This window comes from Paraburkholderia guartelaensis, from assembly GCF_004353905.1.
Classification (GTDB): Bacteria; Pseudomonadota; Gammaproteobacteria; order Burkholderiales; family Burkholderiaceae; genus Paraburkholderia; species Paraburkholderia guartelaensis.
The window spans coordinates 132,987-149,023 of sequence record NZ_SMOD01000002.1 but is presented as its reverse complement, the minus strand read 5'-3'; the positions used below and the strand labels follow the sequence as shown (position 1 = coordinate 149,023).

Below are 16,037 nucleotides of genomic sequence, written 5' to 3'. Positions count from 1 at the left end.
CGCAAACGCACCTAAAACGCCAGCGCGCTTTGCGGACTAAGACGCGGACTACTGCGCGGTCTGCTGGCGTTGATATTCGTTGTGCTTCATTTGCATGTAGTCGGCGCGGCTGACCTCGTGCAACTGGCGCGGATACTGTTCGGTCGCATCGAACCACTCAGTGAGGCGTTTGTCGAGGCGGGCGTCGGGCGGGCTGGAAAGCGCATCGAGATACGCTTGAATGGCGAGGTAATAGCGCATCGTGTTGCGTTCGACCAGACCGCGTACGCCGCCGATGTATCGCGTTTCGTTCGTCGACGGATCGTGGGTCGTGGAAAAGCCGACTTTATCGCTGCCTATCGTCGCCAGATAGGCCTTCATGGCAAGCCGTCCCGCCGTGCCGTAACCGTAGGCGTAAGTCAGATGAATAAAGGTGCGATCGTTACCCACGGGTATGGCCTCCAGCACGATCCGGTAGTCTTTCGTGCTCAACGGACCCGTGGCTGCGGATAGCTCCACGCGAAAATAATCAGGGCTACTCACTGCCTGGTGCCAGGTGAATTGCACGCGGTACGAAGAAGAAAGCGTTTCCTCGGTTTTCTTGCCGATATTCACCGCGAGAACCGTACCGCTCGCGCTAGTCGAGGCATGGCAGTACTTGATGTTCAAGTGCAGGATCAGCACGTCGCACCAGTTGGCAGGCCCTTGTGTCGGGTGGTTGAGCGTGTCGTTGACCGTCGCGAACGGGAAGTTGACCACGCCGTAAATGTCGCCTTTGAGTGCCGATGGCAATTCGAGTGATTCGAGGTACAGCGGTCGCTGAAACTGGTTTTCCGCGAGCTGTTGCGTGAGAGACTGATACTTTTCGCGCAGGCTCGCCGCCCGGTCGTCCGCTTGCGCGAACGCGCCCTGGCCCATGAAGCAGAGCGCCGCGGTCATCACGGCCATCCACCACTGGCGCGCGCGACGGTTGCCCGATGTGGATTTGGCAAGCGTACTCATGGCCTTCCTCCCGCTTTGACTCCGTGTGAACTGCATCTCTGTGACTACCCATTTGGGTGGTGCGCGCCGCCTGTCCTTCTGTCATTGTGAACCCACAATCAGCAGGAGACTTGAAATGGAAACGACATCTTCGAGTGCAAATCCGTTAATGGCGCTATCGGACACGCTGGCCGACATTGTCGGGCGAGTCGGACAGGGCGTCGTGGCGGTCCATGGCCGGCATCGCATGCCGTCGAGTGGGGTAATCTGGCGCCAAGGCGTCGTCGTGACGGCTGCGCACACGATCAGACGCGAGGAGGGCATCGAACTCACATTGACCGACGGCCGTACGGTTGCCGCAGTCCTCGCGGGCCTCGATCCGGGCACCGACCTTGCCGTGCTGAAGCTCGACGGCGTGGACCTGGACCCGGTCGAGTCCGGCGATGCCGGCTCACTCAAGCCGGGCCATCTGGCGCTCGCCGTCGCGCGTGCGGACGCACTCGGCATCAGCGCGGATTTTGGCGTGATCGGCAGCACAGGCGGTCCCTGGCGCACCTGGAGAGGTGGGCAGCTCGACGCCTTCGTGCGGCTGGACGGCGGTCTGCGCCCAGGTTTCTCGGGCGCGGCCCTCGCGGATATGCGCGGCCAGGTCGTGGGCATCTGCACGTCGGCGCTGATGCGCGGCGCGGGCATGGTGATTCCCGCGATGACGGTCGAGCGCGTCACCGACGAACTGTTGGCCAAAGGGCGTGTCTCGCGGGGCTACCTTGGCGTCGGCGCGCAGCAGGTCAGTCTGTCGAGCGCGTGGGTGGACAAAATGAACCTGTCGTTCAATAGCGGATTGCTGATCAGTTCGCTTGCGGCGGGCGGCCCTGCGGAACAGGCAGGCGTGCTCATAGGCGATGTGCTGATCGAACTGGACGGCAAACCTTGCCGCGACATGGGCGACCTGCACGCCGCGCTGGGCTCGACGGGCGTCGGGCAGCCGTTGCCAGTCACGTTGATCCGGGGCGGCGAGCGCCACGCGTGCACGGTAACCGTGGGCGAACGGCCCCAGCGGCACTCGTGCAGGTGAGGCCCGGGACGCGGCGAAATGTCGGACGGAACGATGGAATACATGGGGCCGGTGCGAGTCGCGATCATCGCGGCCTCGCCGCAGGTACGTGCGAGCCTGCAGGCGATTGTCGAGGCGGAGCCAGCACTCGCGTTCCTGGGTAGCGCAGCCGACGCCGAAACGCTCGCCGGTACGGCGCCCGATGTCGTCGTGGCCGACAACGAGCCGGAGGCGAGCGACGCGCTCAAGACGCTATTCGAACCTGGCCGCGCGCCGCCGGCGCTGGTCCTGCTGCTGGACGATGCGGATAGCGACGGGTTCCTCGAGGAACTGCCCGCCGAGGCGACAGCGATCCTGTCGCGCAACGTGATGCCCGCCGAAATCGTCGCGGCCATCGAAGCCGCCGCCGCCGGCTTATGCGTGCTGTCGCCCGATATCCTCGCAAGGCTGCTGGCCGGACGAAAGCCGTTGCGCCAGACGGCATCCGGCGGCCCGTTCGAAGCCTTGTCGATACGGGAGATAGAAGTGCTGGCGATGCTCGCCGACGGTCTCGGCAACAAGGAGATCGCCCGGCAACTCGACATCTCGGACAACACGGTGAAATCCCATCTCTCTTCCATCTTCGGCAAACTCGGCGCGACCAATCGGACCGAAGCGGTAATGCTCGGTATGCGGCACGGATACATCATGGTGTAGACGTGCCACGACCGCCTCCGCGATAAAAGCGGCACGGGCAGCGCTCAAGAAACCTTCAGGCTTGCCGATAACACACGGATAGGGCGTTATTCGGCAGCTACGCTGCCCCTGACTTGCGGCGAGAGAGATTCCATGCAGATTCAACCCATTTCCGCGACTACGACAACGACGACTGCCTACGGCAGCGGCGCGCAGACTTCGACGGGCGGCGCCGGCAACGGCGCTTCCTCGGGCGCGCAATCGTCGAATTCCAACGGCAACAGCACGACGAGTTCGTCCACGAGCGCATCCAGCAGCGGCACTACGTCGACCTCGACTTCGACTTCGACTCAGAGCACTTCGGCATCTTCGAAGGCGCGCGGCGGCGGTGGAGGCGGCGCGGCATCGTCCAGCAGTTCGTCATCGAGCGAAGTCGACGAATTGAACGCGCTCATCGCGTCGCTTCAGGCGCAGCTCGCGCAGGTGTCGTCGCAGACTTCCAGCGCCGCGGCGCAAGGCTCGGACTCGGGTGAGATCAGCCAGATCAAGGCGCAGATCCAGAATGCGCAGAGCGCGCTGAGTTCGGCGTCGCAATCGGACGCGAGCCAGGTCAGCCAGATCGCGTCGCAACTGGCGAGCGTGCAGACTTCGCTGGCGCAGTTGATGGTCGCGAGTGGCAAGACCACGGGGCTGGTCTCGGCGACGGCGTGAGCGGGGCGGGCTGACTCGATCAGCCTGCCGGTGGTTGAGCACGACACCTGTCGTGCTTGCTACTATCGTCGGCGCCAACAACGGAGCCGACTGTGACCACCCCAACTCTCCATCTCTACGCCGACGCCCAATACGCCAGTCCCTACGCGATGTCCGTCTTCGTCGCACTGCACGAGAAGGCGCTCGCGTTCGAGCTTTCAACCGTCGATCTCGGCAAGAGCGAAAACCAGAAGCCGGAATTCGCGGCGAAGTCGCTCACGCGGCGCGTGCCGACCTTGATCCACGATGGCTTCGCGCTCTCGGAGTCCTCGGCGATCACGGAGTATCTGGAAGAAACCTTCCCCGGCGTGGCGCTTTATCCGGCGGACCGGCAACAGCGCGCCCGCGCGCGTCAGGTGCAGGCGTGGCTGCGCAGCGATCTCATGCCAATCCGCCAGGAGCGCTCGACCGAGGTCGTGTTTTACGGCCCGACCACGGCGCCGCTTTCCGGCGCGGCGCAACTCGCGGCAGAGAAGCTCTTCGCGATGGCCGAAGCGCTGCTCGCGCAAGGCGAGAAGCATCTTTTCGGCAAGTGGTCCATCGCCGACGTGGACCTGGCGTTGATGCTGAACCGGCTGGTCCTGAACGGCGATCCGGTGCCGCATCGGCTGGCGCAGTACGCCCTCTCGCAGTGGCAGAGGCCTTCCGTGCAGCGCTGGCTCACGCTCGAGCGGCCGCCGCTCTGAGGCTGCGTCGCCGTGCTGGGCTTGCGGATGCTGACCGGATTGCGCTCGCCCAAGCCTCAGAAAATCGAGCGCCCGGTGCGCGTCGTCAACCACTCCAGCGCCAGCGAGCCCACCAGCGAATTCCCCGTTGCGTCGAGGCCCGGCGACCACACGCACACCGCAAACTCGCCGGGCAGCACCGCGATGATCCCGCCGCCCACGCCGCTCTTCGCAGGCAAGCCCACGCGGTACACGAAGTCTCCGGCCGCGTCGTAAGTGCCGCAGGTCAGCATCAGCGCAGAAAGGCGTTTGGCCGAACTCGCGTCGAGCACCGTTTCGCCGCTCGCGGGCGAAACGCCGCCGTTCGCCAGAAAGAGCGCGGCGCGCGCCAGTTCCACGCAGCTCATCGAGATTGCGCATTGGCGGCAATACGCGTCGATCACGGCATCGGCGGGCATCTCCAGGTTGCCGAAGCTCGCGATGAAATGCGCCATCGCGCGATTGCGCTCGGCGTGCGCGAGTTCCGACTGCGCAACGCGCAGGTCGTAGCCGATGCCGGGCTCGCCCGAAAGCCGCCGCATGAAATCGACGAGCGCGGTTTCCGCCTGCACGAAGCGGCGGCACAGCACGTCGGTCACGACGAGCGCGCCCGCGTTGATGAACGGGTTGCGCGGCTTGCCCGCCTCGAATTCGAGCTGCACGAGCGAGTTGAACGCCGTGCCCGAAGGCTCGCGGCCCACGCGCTGCCAGAGCGCGTCGCCGAGCAGCTGGAACGCGAGCGTGCAGGCGAACAGCTTCGAAATGCTCTGGATGGAAAAGCGCACATCGGCGTCGCCGGTGCGGTACACCTGGCCGTCCACCGTTACGATGGCCATGCCGAAGTGATCGGCGCGCACCGTGGCGAGTTCGGGAATGTAGTCGGCGACGCGGCCCGTGCCGATATACGGCTGCAGGTCGCGATGGATGGCGTCGAGGATGGGCGTGTAGTCGAACGTGTGATTCATGGGCGGTGCAGGGCAGTCGCGGCGGAGCGCCCGCCGCGGTGACCGCGATTGTAGCGGCTCGCGCTTACCGCGACGGCTTCATTGCTCGCTTTGCCTCAACCACGCGGGTCAGTGCGCCCCCGCTGCGCCGCCGCCTCCGCCACCCTTCGTCGACTTCGTGATCCAGATGAGCGGAATGATCACGAGAAAGATGATCGCCGAGATATAGAAGATGTCGTTCAGCCCCATCATGGCGGCCTGCGTGGTGAGCTGGAAGTCGAACAGCGCGCGTGCGGACGGCTCGCTCATATTCAGCACCTTCTGGGTCTGATCGATCGCCTGCACGAAGGTCGGGTTGTTGATCGAAGCCTGCTCCGTGAGCCGCGCGTGATGCAGGATCGTGCGGTTGTTCCAGGCGTTCGTCGCGATCGAGGTGCCCACCGCGCCGCAGAACACGCGCACGAAGTTCGAGAGGCCCGCCGCCGCGGGCACGCGGCTCGGCGGCTGCCCGGCGAGAATGATCGCCGTGAGCGGCACGAAGAAGAGCGCCATGGGGATGCCTTGCAGCAGCGTGGGCAGCACGAGATGGAAGGTGTCGATTTCGATCACGTACTGCGAACGCATGTAGAACACCCCCGCGAACATCACGAACGCGATCGTCGCGATGATGCGCGCGTCGGAGCGCGGCAACAGGCGCCCCACCACCGGGGCCAGGATCACCGCGAACACGCCGAGCGGCGCGGTCACGAGGCCTGCGTCCACCGAGCGATAGTTGAGGTACTCCTGCATCCATTGCGGCAGCAGCACCAGATTGCCGAAGAACACCGCGTACGCCACCGAAATCGCAATCGTGCCGCCGAGAAAGTTACGTTGTCCGAACAAACGCAAATCGACGATCGGGTGCTCCTCGGTCAGCTCCCACACGAGGAAAAACGCAAAACTGACGAGCGCGAGGAGGCCGAGCGTCACGATCAACGGCGAGTTGAACCAGTCGAGGTCCTTGCCCTTGTCGAGCATGATCTGCAGCGAGGCAACCCAGGTGATGAGCAGACCGAGGCCCACGACGTCGATGGGCGGCTTGCGCGTGGGCGACTCGCGGTTGCGATAGATCGTCCACGTGACGAAACCCGCGAAGAGGCCCACCGGAATGTTGATGTAAAAGATCCACGACCAGTTGTAGCTATCGGTGATCCAGCCGCCGAGCGCCGGTCCCGCGATCGGGCCGACGGTCGTAGTCATCGCCCAGAAGGCAAGCGCGGTGGACGATTTGTCTTTCGGCCAGGATCCGAGCAGCACGGCCTGGGAAAGCGGAATGAGCGGGCCGGCCACGGCGCCTTGCAGCACGCGGGCGAGGAGCAGGATCGGCAAGGTCGGCGCGATGCCGCACAGCCACGACGCCAGCACAAACGAGAGAATCGAGGCGACGAAGAGGCGCACCTGGCCGAAACGCTGCGTGAGCCAGCCGGTCAGCGGAATCGATACGGCGTTGGCCGCCGCGAACACCGTGATGACCCAGGTGCCTTCGTCCACGGAAACGCCGAGGTCGCCGGAGATGGTCGGAATCGCGACGTTGGCGATCGACGTGTCGAGGACGTTCATGAAGGTCGCGAGCGCGACGGCGATGGTCGCGAGGATCAGCTTGCCGCCTTCGAGCGGCGGCGGCGGCGCAGGCGGCGCCGATGATGCGGCGGGCTGGTTCAAGCGTGTTCTCCGCGTATTCGGTTTGCGGCACAGGATACCTGTAATCGCCTTTCGTCATCGCCAGCCGCGGAGCATCCCCATGCGGCGCAGGGTCATGGGGCTTGCGAAAGGCTTTCGCGCGCGATGGTGCTGCCGATGCGACTTTACGTAACGTCGGGAAATGGAGTCTTTCGTACACACGTTGCGCCGCGAGCGTATCCTTGCGCCTGCCGCGCGCCGCGCAAAAAGCGTGCGCTGGACACACAATACGATCGTCAGTACAGGGGAGGTTCGACCATGAGCTGGGAAGCATTCGAAGGGGGCTGGCGTCTGGCGCCGGCCGATGGCGCCGCACGCGCGCTTGTCGTGCTGCTGCACGGCGTAGGCAGCAACGCACAGGACCTCACGCCGCTCGCCGACGTGTGGCGCGACGCGCTGCCGGGCGTCGCGTTCACGTCGCTCGACGGCAGCGAACCGTTCGACGGCGGCTTCGGCGGACGCCAGTGGTTCAGCCTGCGCGACATCAGCGAGAGCAATCGCGAAGCGCGCGTCGTCGCCGCCTCGCAGGTGTTCGAGCGACGGCTCGCCGCCGAACTCGCCCACTGGGGGCTCGGTCACGACGCGCTCGCGCTGGTGGGCTTCTCGCAAGGCTCGATCATGTCGCTCTACCACGTGGCCACCCAGACGGCGGGCGCGGCGGCCGTGGTCGCGTATGCAGGGCGGCTCGTCACGCCCGTCGTCGCGAAAAGCCGCACGGTGCTCACGCTCGTGCACGGCGAGGACGACGAAGTGATTCCGGCGAGCGAACTGGAGCGCGCCGCCGCCGCGTTCAGCGACGCGGGCTTCGCGGTCACCGCTTTCGCGCTGCCGGGCGTCGGCCACACGATCACGCCGCAGGGCGTCATGCTCGGGCGCGACGCCCTGGTGCGCGCGTTCGCGCGCGGCTAATCGTGGGGCTTATCCGATAGCTGGCGGGGCAAGTTCGGGCCCCGTTAATCAGCGTCAAACGGCAGCGATCCGGCCACATCAGCGGGCTAAATCGGTACAAATTGGCAGTCGCATAAGCCCGCAGTGTCGTATTTCGGCCATATTTTCCGGATAAGCTATGCAGTTGTTTTTCGACCGGCTAAAGTTCGCGCCGGTCGCGGCCGTTATTACGGGGAGTCGCCGCGACCCTGTGGGCCGCGTAGGCCCGTTCCGCCCGGCGCGCGGCTAGTTCGCGTTGCCTGGATGAGGCCGCCATCGGGAATGCCATCCGGCGGCGCTTCGTCTGCCGGGTCGCCAAAAAGAACCGAACTTCAGACCAATATGGCCCGAGCCAAGCCGCATTCCATTTTTTCCAAAAGGCTGTTCCGCCAGGACGTGGCGCTCGATCTCGGTACGGCCAACACGCTGATCTATACCGCCGACAAAGGCATCGTGCTGAACCAGCCCTCCGTGGTCTGCTTCGAGCGACGCGCGGGCGCGAGCGAGACGACGGTGGCCGCGGTGGGCCGAGAGGCGAAGGATCTGCTCGGCCGCGCGCCGGCCAATATGGAGACGGTGCGGCCGCTCTCGCACGGCGTGATCGCCAATTTCTCCGCTGCCGAACACATGATGCGCCGCTTCGTGGCGATGGCGCAGCCGCGCCGTCTGCTCGGCCGCCGTGCGGCATTCACGGTGTGCGTGCCGGCCGGCGCGACGCGCGTCGAGCGCCGCGCGATTCGCGAGGCGGCCTTCGCGGCAGGCGCTGCTAGCGTGAACCTGATCGGCGAGTCGCTGGCTTCGGCACTCGGTGCGGGTTTGCCGGTGCACGCGGCAACGGGCTCGATGGTCGTCGATATCGGCGGCGGCACGACGGAAGTGGGCATCGTCGCGCTGGGCGGCGTGGCGTGCAGCGGTTCGGTGCGCGTGGGCGGCGACCAGTTCGACCGCGCCATCGTCGATCATGTGCGCACGCTCTATGGCGTCGTGCTGGGCGATCAGACCGCAGAACACGTGAAAAAGACGATTGGCTGCGCGCTCTACGGCGAACCCATCGAACGCATACGCGCCACGGGCCGCAGCATGGAAGACGGTCTGCCGCGCACGGTCGAGATCACGAGCCACGACGTGGTGGACGCGCTGGCCGCGCCGCTGCGCGTGGTGATCAACGCGGTGCGGCAGGTGCTCGAAACGGCGCCCGCCGAACTCGTCACCGATATCGCCGACAGCGGCATCGTGCTCACGGGCGGCGGCTCGCTGCTCGGGAAGCTCGACCAGTGCCTCGCCGCCGAACTTGGCGTGACCGTGCGAGTGGCCGACGAGCCGCTCACCTGCGCGGTACGCGGTGCGGGCGCGGCGGCCTCGCTCGTGAGCGAGCACGCTTTCGAAATGGTCGAATAACGGCGCAAGCCGGCGCACGAGGCAACGCCGCCTCGGGAGGGCGCCGGCGTGCCGGGTGTTCGCGCCGCGGCCGTGGGACAATACGCCACTTTGCCGGCGTGCGCCGCGATGGACCGCCCATAGGCCGCAGTCCATTGCAATGCGCCGCTGTCCCGTTGCCCCACATCGTCCAGCCGTGAATCCAGCCGCTTTTCCGGCCCCCGGTACGTTCATCGAACTGCCCGGCGGCCTGCCTATGCCCTATGTTGAACGGGGCGAAGGCGAACTCCTTCTCTTCGTGCACGGCTCGCTTTGCGACTACCGCTACTGGCAGCCGCAGCTGGCCGGCCTCGCGCAGCAGTATCGCTGTGTCTCGGTGAGTCTCACGCACTACTGGCCCGCCGCGGAGGCGGCGCGCGGCGTGCCGTTCAGCTGGCGGCAGCATGCGGATGAGCTTGCGGCGTTCGTCGATGCCCTGGGCGCCGGCCCGGCGCACGTGATCGGGCATTCGCGCGGCGGCCTCGTGTCATTCCAGTTCGCGCGGCGCCATCCGCAGCACGTGCGCACGCTCACGCTCGCCGATCCGGGCGGGCCGGTCCAGCAGCCGGGCCAGACGCTCGCCACGCTGCCCGAGAACGTCAATGCGCTGCGCGCCCGCGCCGTGGCGCTGATCGAGTCGGGCCAGGTGGACGCGGGGCTGGAGTTGTTCGTCGATTCGGTGAGCCGGCCCGGCTTCTGGGCGAAGAGCACGCATGGGTTTCGCCGCATGGCCACCGACAACGCGCACACGCTAGGGCCGCAGTTTCAGGATCCGCTGCCTGCATACACGCGCGAGCACGCCGCCGAGGTGGGCTGCCCCGTGCTGCTGATCGACGGCGAACTGAGTCCGGAGGTGTTTCACCGGGCCGTGGCCGCACTCGACGCATGGCTGCCCGATGTGCGCCGCGCGAGTGTGGCGGGCGCATCGCATGGGATGAATCTGGCGCGGCCCGCGGCGTTCAACGAGTTGATCGATCGATTCGTGAGCGGCCACGGGCGCTGACGCACGCTGATGCAAAAAGGGCGGCCACGCGATGTGGCCGCCCTTTTTGTTGCTGCGAGAAATATCGCAGTCCGAACGACTCTCGCTTAGTCGCGGCCGTGCGCGTGTGCGTCGAGCTTGTGCTCGGCAGCTTCGCCCACGAGGCCCGCGTAGTAGAGGTGCACGCCGATCGCGAGCGAATCGTTGCGGATTTCGTGGAAGGCCTTCCATGCCTTCACCGGATCCTTGAATACGAGGTAGTGCGCTTCCTGCGAAACGAGGCGGGCGACCTGGTGCAGGCCGTGGCCGTTGAGCGCGTCCACGAGGTGATCGAGGCTGCGGTGCGTGCGCGCGTCGGTGCGCGGATACAGCATGTGCAGCACAGCAACGCGTTCGTTGGCGAGCGCGGCCGAGAGTGCGACCACGATGTCCTGGTGATTGAGTGCCGTGACAATGGCGCCCTCTGCTTGTTCGTCTTCTGCGAACAGGGTGTCGACCGAGATGTTCATCTGTTGCTTCCTTACGTTTTGCTTTAAGCGCGTGTGGCGGTGAAAAAAGCCCGCTAACTGAAAGCGGGCTAGATTACAAAATGCAAGTAATGGAAAACCCTTGCATGTCAAGCAGTATGGCAGAGGTCAGGTGTCGCATGCTGCATTGCAAGAGCAAAATATTGTTGCAGGAATCGACGTTAAGGAAGCCGCAAGCTTGGCAGTGTTGCGAGCTTGAAGAGGGATTGTTGCTGGCTGCACTATCAATCGATGCTGCGCCGCGCCGTAGAATGCGGCAAGCGGTCGCAGCGATGCCGGCCTTTCCGGCGGCTGCGTCCTGTTGCGCGAGGTTTGCGCGAAGTATTGCGATGTGACAGCAATTCAAGGACAGAAAATGATCGACTCGAAGACACACGCCACGCTCACCATCCCCGGCCACGCTGAAGGCGTGCAGTTGCCGGTCTACAAGGGCACCCAGGGCCCGGACGTGATCGACATCCGCAAGCTGTACGGCCAAACCGGCATGTTCACGTATGACCCGGGCTTCATGTCGACGGCGTCGTGCAACTCGGCGATCACGTACATCGACGGCGACAAGGGCGAACTGCTCTACCGCGGCTACCCGATCGACAACCTCGCGCAAAACGCCGACTTCCTCGAAAGCTGCTACCTCCTGCTCAAGGGCGAGCTGCCCACGCAGCAGCAGAAGGACGAATTCGTGGCCTCGGTGAAGAACCACACGATGGTTCACGAGCAGATGCACTTCTTTTTCCGGGGGTTCCGCCGTGACGCACATCCGATGGCGATTCTGGTGGCGGCGGTCGGCGCGCTGTCCGCGTTCTATCACGACTCGCTCGACATCAACAACGCGGAGCATCGCGAGGTGTCGGCGATCCGCATGATCGCGAAGCTGCCGACGCTCGTCGCCATGGCGTACAAGTATTCGATCGGCCAGCCGTTCGTGTATCCGCAGAACGACCTCTCGTACAGCGCGAACTTCATGCGCATGATGTTCTCCGCGCCGAGCGAAGAGTACAAGGTCAACGACGTGCTCGTGCGCGCGCTCGACCGCATTCTCATCCTGCACGCCGACCACGAACAGAACGCTTCGACCTCGACGGTGCGTCTGGCCGGCTCGTCGGGCGCGAACCCGTTCGCGTGTATCGCGGCCGGTATCGCCTGTCTGTGGGGCCCGGCGCACGGCGGTGCGAACGAAGCCGCGCTGAACATGCTGGAAGAGATCGGCTCGGTCGATAACATCCCGAAGTTCATCGAGCAGGTGAAGGACAAGAACTCGGGCGTGAAGCTGATGGGCTTCGGCCATCGCGTGTACAAGAACTACGATCCGCGTGCGAAGCTCATGCGCGAAACGTGCTACGAAGTGCTCAACGAACTGGGCCTGCACGACGATCCGCTCTTCAAGCTCGCCATGCAGCTCGAAAAGATCGCGCTGGAAGACGAATACTTCGTGTCGCGCAAGCTGTACCCGAACGTCGACTTCTACTCGGGTATCGTGCAGCGCGCGCTGGGCATCCCGACCTCGATGTTCACCTGCATCTTCGCGATGGCGCGTACGGTGGGCTGGATCGCGCAGTGGAATGAGATGATCGCCGACCCCGAGCAGAAGATCGGCCGTCCGCGTCAGCTCTTCATCGGCGAAACGCCGCGCGTCGCGAAGCCGATTTCGCAACGCTGATCCTCAAGACGCGCGCCGCTTCCGGCGCGCGCACGCATCGCCTCCACGGGCGCCCGCACGTTACGTCGTGCCGGCGCCCGCAATTTTTTCCGCGCACGATCCTTGCTCTCGCCGCGATTTGCCACCGATTTCGCGCGTATCTTTCGGCCCGTTCTTCGCGCTTTCGCCCAACGCGTGCGCCGAAGCCACTACAATCAACCGCAAGCGAACCGTACCGTAACCCTTTGCATGGGACCCAGGAGGCACGCAATGCAGGATCCTGAAACACTCGGTGGCGTCACGCGCTCAAGCGGCGTGGATCATCCCGACCAGGACACGCGAGAAACCGACGGCGCGTTCATCGCGCCCGAAACACCGGAGGTCGCAAGCGCCGACCAGCATGTGCTGAAGTCGGGCGGCACCTTCATCGTCAACGATCCGCTCGGCGACATCACCGGCATCGACGACGGCCTCTTCGTCAACGACACGCGCGTGCTCTCGTCGCTGCGTCTCACGTTCGGCGGGCGCGTGCCCTCGCTGCTCTCGGGCAGCGTGAGCAGCGACAACGCCGTGTTCACGGCCCACCTGACCAATCGTCCGCTGCCGCCGCTCGGCGGCACCACCACGCCCGAAGGCGTGATTCACGTGCAGCGCGAGCGCGTGCTCTCCGGCACGATGATGACCGAGGCCATCGAACTCACGAACTACGGCACGGAAGATGCCGTGGTGCCGCTTTCCATCTCGTTCGCAAGCGACTTCCGCGACATGTTCGAAGTGCGCGGCCTCAAGCGCGAAAAACGCGGTACGCTCATGCCGCCGCGTGTCGAAGACGGCGAAGTGCGGCTCGAATACATCGGCCTCGACAAGGTTGCGCGGCGCGTGCGTATCGAGTTCTCGCCTACGCCGAACAAACTCCTCGCCGATCGCGCCGATTTCACGGTCGATCTGCCCGCGCAGGCCTGCGTCTCGATCTATCTCACGGTGGCGATCGAAGTCGAGGCCATGCCCGGCGCTGCGCCTGGCACGCAGAGCGCGGGCATCTTCCAGCCCCCGCATTGCCTCGCTGATTCGCAGGAGCAGCGCGTGGGCCGCGCCGCCCAGCGCGCCGCGCTGGTCGATTCGCATATCGTGATGCGCGAACGCCGCCGCGCGGCGGCGCACTTGCGTTCGAGCAATCCGCTCTTCAATGCGTGGATCAACCGCTCGATCGCCGACCTCGGTCTGCTCACCACCGACCTGCCGACCGGCCCGTACCCGTATGCGGGCATTCCGTGGTTCTCCACGCCGTTCGGCCGCGACGCGGTCATCACCTCGCTGCAGACGCTGTGGCTCACGCCCGCGCTCGCGCGCGGCGTGCTGCGTTTTCTCGCGGAGCATCAGGCGCGCGAGGACTCGGCGTTCCGCGACGCGGCGGTCGGCAAGATCATGCACGAAATGCGCAAGAGCGAGATGGCCGCCACGGGCGAAGTGCCGTTCGCGCTCTACTACGGCGGGGTGGACACCACGCCGCTCTTCGTCGTGCTGGCGGGCGCTTATGTCGAACGCACGGGCGACACCTCGCTGATCGACGAGTTGTGGCCGGCGCTGGAACGCGCGGCGGCCTGGGTCGCAGGTGTATGCGACCGCAACAAACTCGGTCTGCTCGACTACCGGCGCGAATCGGAAGGCGGGCTCGCGAACCAGGGCTGGAAGGACAGCCACGACTCCGTATTCCATGCGGACGGCCGTTTCCCCGATGGCCCGATCGCGCTCGTCGAAGTGCAGGCGTACGCGAGCGCGGCGTTCGAAACGATGTCGCGTTTCGCCACGCATCGCGGCCAGGTGGAGGACGCGGCGCGCTACGCCGCGCGCGCCACCAAAATCCGCCGCTGCGTGGAAGAGAAGTTCTGGATGCCGGAGTCGGAGTTCTACGGCATCGCGCTCGATGGCCACGGCGATCTGTGCCGCGTGCTCGCGTCGAACGCGGGACATCTGCTCGCCTTCGGGCTGCCCGAGGAGGAGCGCGGCCGCGCCGTGGCTGAAGTGCTCGAATCGGCGCTGTTTCACACGGGCTGGGGCGTGCGTACGCTCGCGGCGGGCCAGGCGCGGTTCAACCCGATGGCGTACCACAACGGCTCGGTCTGGCCGCACGACAACGCGCTGTGCGCACGCGGTCTCGCGCGCTATGGCCGCAAGGCGGCAGCGGTGCGCCTCTTGCAGGCGCTGTTCGAAGCCGCGGTGACGTTCGACATGCGTCTGCCCGAACTGTTCTGCGGGTTCCCGCGCCGGCGCGGCGAGCCGCCGACCGCCTATCCGGTGGCCTGTCTGCCGCAAGCCTGGGCCGCGGGTTCGCCGTTCATGATGCTCGAAGCGTGTCTTGGCGTGACGATCGACGCGGCGCGCAACGAGGTGCGTGTCGAGCAGCCCATGCTGCCGGAAGGCATCGACTGGCTGGAAGTGGGCGATCTGCGCGTTGGCAAGCATACGGTGACGCTCATGTTCCGCCGTGTGGACGGCAAGGTCGTGGCATCGGCCGATCGCAGCGACGTGAAGGTCGTGGCGTTGCTGTGAGTCTGGGCGCGGGCTTTCAAAGCCCGCGCCCATTTGCGCTGGTTACGAAGCGGCGCGCTCTAGCGTGAACTGCGGCGCGACGTAACCCGTCTCGACGCTCATCGTGTTGACGATGCGCGGGGCATCAAATTTACTCAGTTGTGCGAGCTGTTCCGTCGTGCCGATGCCCAGTTGCCTGAGCACTTCCACGACGGTGGCATAAAGCGCGGTCAGATCGCCATCTTCGATCTTCACCGCGATACCCAGTGCCGGGCCGCCCGTGTGCGGTGCGGTCGCCGCGCTTGCGCGCACACCAATCGCATAACTGCCCGCCGCACCCAGCTTGCCGACGAGCGCGCCTTCGAACGCACTCATGAGCGCCGTGCAGAAACGGCCTTCGCCCGCCACGAGTTCCGGATACGACGTCATCGCGCGATAGATGTGGGCGAGCGCCTGCGAGCGCGAGTCGGCCGCGGTCGAGCCCGCTGAGCCCGTGAAGCCCGCACGGTCCTGCGCATCGGCGAGCTTCACGAACAGGCGGGCGAGCCGGTCGAGCGGGAAGGCGGGCGTGGGCAGATTGCAGCCGTCGATGCCCCACTCGACGCCCGTCTCGGGAAGATCGCAAACCTCGGCCACGACCCGTTTCACGTGTTGCTGCAAGGGGTGCGAAGGCAGATGGTAATCGGCCAGCGCCGCGCCGATCGCGCGGGCGCCCGCGAGCATGCCCGCGTGCTTGCCCGAGCAGTTGCTGCACACGGCGCCAGGCGTGAAGTCGCGCTTGATCCACGCCTTGTAGACGGCGTCCGAGATCGGCACATGGCCGCCGCAGCGCAGGTCCGATTCCGTGGCGGAGACCTTCGCGAGCATCGCGCGCGTACGCTCGATATGGCGGTCCTCGCTGCTATGCGAGGCGCACATGAGCGCGAGATCGGCGTCGTCGAAGCCAAAGCGCTCGAGCGCGCCGGTTTCGACCACGGCGAGCGCCTGCGCGGGCTTGGCCGCCGAGCGCACGAGCGTCATGCGATGCGGGTCGCCGAGGGTGTAGAGCAAGCGGCCCTCGGCGTCGACCACAGCAATGTGGGCGATATGCGTCGTTTCGATGACATCGCCGCGCAGTACCTTCACGGCGGGTTGGGGGGCGCTCGTCGTCATGGTGCGTTTGCCTTGGGTCTCGGATGGGATCGTGCTGCGCGATCGATGTGCGATTCTAATCC

Annotated in this window: 14 protein-coding genes; 9 read left to right on the top strand and 5 right to left on the bottom strand. The window is 65.6% G+C overall.

Annotated features, from left to right (window positions below; genetic code table 11):
- Positions 1 to 48: 48 nt before the first annotated feature.
- On the bottom strand, positions 49 to 981 hold the full coding sequence (locus E1N52_RS02890) for a hypothetical protein (RefSeq protein WP_133180018.1): 933 nt from the start codon (positions 979 to 981) through the stop codon (positions 49 to 51).
- A gap of 148 nt (positions 982 to 1,129) precedes the next feature.
- Between E1N52_RS02890 and E1N52_RS02885 the strand changes: the two genes are divergently transcribed.
- From E1N52_RS02885 to yfcF, 4 genes are all read left to right on the top strand, one after another.
- Positions 1,130 to 2,035, top strand: a complete 906-nt coding sequence (locus E1N52_RS02885) for a S1C family serine protease (RefSeq protein ID WP_133180529.1) — start codon at positions 1,130 to 1,132, stop codon at positions 2,033 to 2,035.
- Positions 2,036 to 2,053: 18 nt separating this feature from the next.
- Positions 2,054 to 2,710 carry a helix-turn-helix transcriptional regulator gene (locus E1N52_RS02880; protein ID WP_133180016.1) on the top strand — a complete coding sequence of 219 codons (657 nt, stop codon included), beginning with the start codon at positions 2,054 to 2,056 and terminating at the stop codon, positions 2,708 to 2,710.
- 132 nt (positions 2,711 to 2,842) lie between these two features.
- A complete protein-coding gene (locus E1N52_RS02875; protein WP_133180015.1) occupies positions 2,843 to 3,400 on the top strand; it encodes a hypothetical protein in 558 nt (185 codons plus the stop codon).
- A 92-nt stretch (positions 3,401 to 3,492) separates the two neighbouring features.
- Positions 3,493 to 4,125, top strand: coding sequence for a glutathione transferase (gene yfcF / locus E1N52_RS02870; protein WP_133180013.1), 633 nt, complete (start codon positions 3,493 to 3,495; stop codon positions 4,123 to 4,125).
- 56 nt (positions 4,126 to 4,181) lie between these two features.
- Here yfcF and E1N52_RS02865 read toward each other — a convergent pair whose 3' ends face one another.
- Together E1N52_RS02865 and E1N52_RS02860 are read right to left on the bottom strand one after the other, a co-directional pair.
- Positions 4,182 to 5,108, bottom strand: a complete 927-nt coding sequence (locus E1N52_RS02865; protein WP_133180011.1) for a glutaminase — start codon at positions 5,106 to 5,108, stop codon at positions 4,182 to 4,184.
- A 108-nt stretch (positions 5,109 to 5,216) separates the two neighbouring features.
- Positions 5,217 to 6,788 (bottom strand): DHA2 family efflux MFS transporter permease subunit, encoded by a 1,572-nt coding sequence (locus E1N52_RS02860; RefSeq protein WP_133180009.1) that lies wholly within the window; start codon positions 6,786 to 6,788, stop codon positions 5,217 to 5,219.
- Between the two features lie 276 nt (positions 6,789 to 7,064).
- Between E1N52_RS02860 and E1N52_RS02855 the strand changes: the two genes are divergently transcribed.
- From E1N52_RS02855 to E1N52_RS02845, 3 genes are all read left to right on the top strand, one after another.
- Positions 7,065 to 7,715 carry an alpha/beta hydrolase gene (locus E1N52_RS02855; RefSeq protein WP_133180007.1) on the top strand — a complete coding sequence of 217 codons (651 nt, stop codon included), beginning with the start codon at positions 7,065 to 7,067 and terminating at the stop codon, positions 7,713 to 7,715.
- Positions 7,716 to 8,075: 360 nt separating this feature from the next.
- Entirely contained in the window at positions 8,076 to 9,131 is a 1,056-nt protein-coding gene (gene mreB, locus E1N52_RS02850; RefSeq protein ID WP_133180005.1) for a rod shape-determining protein, read from the top strand.
- Positions 9,132 to 9,366: 235 nt separating this feature from the next.
- On the top strand, positions 9,367 to 10,152 hold the full coding sequence (locus tag E1N52_RS02845) for an alpha/beta fold hydrolase (RefSeq protein ID WP_133180527.1): 786 nt from the start codon (positions 9,367 to 9,369) through the stop codon (positions 10,150 to 10,152).
- A gap of 86 nt (positions 10,153 to 10,238) precedes the next feature.
- On the opposite strand, the gene E1N52_RS02840 is transcribed toward E1N52_RS02845, so the two are convergent.
- Positions 10,239 to 10,640, bottom strand: a complete 402-nt coding sequence (locus E1N52_RS02840; RefSeq protein WP_133180003.1) for a hypothetical protein — start codon at positions 10,638 to 10,640, stop codon at positions 10,239 to 10,241.
- Positions 10,641 to 11,013: 373 nt separating this feature from the next.
- Here E1N52_RS02840 and gltA point away from each other — a divergent pair, with 373 nt between their 5' ends.
- Entirely contained in the window at positions 11,014 to 12,315 is a 1,302-nt protein-coding gene (gene gltA, locus E1N52_RS02835; RefSeq protein ID WP_133180001.1) for a citrate synthase, read from the top strand.
- A gap of 249 nt (positions 12,316 to 12,564) precedes the next feature.
- Positions 12,565 to 14,844, top strand: coding sequence for an amylo-alpha-1,6-glucosidase (locus E1N52_RS02830; RefSeq protein WP_133179999.1), 2,280 nt, complete (start codon positions 12,565 to 12,567; stop codon positions 14,842 to 14,844).
- A 42-nt stretch (positions 14,845 to 14,886) separates the two neighbouring features.
- Here E1N52_RS02830 and E1N52_RS02825 read toward each other — a convergent pair whose 3' ends face one another.
- Positions 14,887 to 15,975: an asparaginase gene (locus E1N52_RS02825; RefSeq protein ID WP_133179997.1), complete on the bottom strand. Its 1,089-nt coding sequence runs from the start codon at positions 15,973 to 15,975 to the stop codon at positions 14,887 to 14,889.
- Positions 15,976 to 16,037 lie beyond the last annotated feature (62 nt).

Bases quoted from the DNA above. Each gene is read 5' to 3' on its own strand.
- E1N52_RS02890 (WP_133180018.1), bottom strand. From the start codon at position 981: ATGAGTACGCTTGCCAAATCCACATCGGGCAACCGTCGCGCGCGCCAG.
- E1N52_RS02885 (WP_133180529.1), top strand. From the start codon at position 1,130: ATGGCGCTATCGGACACGCTGGCCGACATTGTCGGGCGAGTCGGACAG.
- E1N52_RS02880 (WP_133180016.1), top strand. From the start codon at position 2,054: ATGTCGGACGGAACGATGGAATACATGGGGCCGGTGCGAGTCGCGATC.
- E1N52_RS02875 (WP_133180015.1), top strand. From the start codon at position 2,843: ATGCAGATTCAACCCATTTCCGCGACTACGACAACGACGACTGCCTAC.
- E1N52_RS02865 (WP_133180011.1), bottom strand. From the start codon at position 5,108: ATGAATCACACGTTCGACTACACGCCCATCCTCGACGCCATCCATCGC.
- E1N52_RS02855 (WP_133180007.1), top strand. From the start codon at position 7,065: ATGAGCTGGGAAGCATTCGAAGGGGGCTGGCGTCTGGCGCCGGCCGAT.
- mreB (WP_133180005.1), top strand. From the start codon at position 8,076: ATGGCCCGAGCCAAGCCGCATTCCATTTTTTCCAAAAGGCTGTTCCGC.
- E1N52_RS02845 (WP_133180527.1), top strand. From the start codon at position 9,367: ATGCCCTATGTTGAACGGGGCGAAGGCGAACTCCTTCTCTTCGTGCAC.
- E1N52_RS02840 (WP_133180003.1), bottom strand. From the start codon at position 10,640: ATGAACATCTCGGTCGACACCCTGTTCGCAGAAGACGAACAAGCAGAG.
- gltA (WP_133180001.1), top strand. From the start codon at position 11,014: ATGATCGACTCGAAGACACACGCCACGCTCACCATCCCCGGCCACGCT.
- E1N52_RS02830 (WP_133179999.1), top strand. From the start codon at position 12,565: ATGCAGGATCCTGAAACACTCGGTGGCGTCACGCGCTCAAGCGGCGTG.
- E1N52_RS02825 (WP_133179997.1), bottom strand. From the start codon at position 15,975: ATGACGACGAGCGCCCCCCAACCCGCCGTGAAGGTACTGCGCGGCGAT.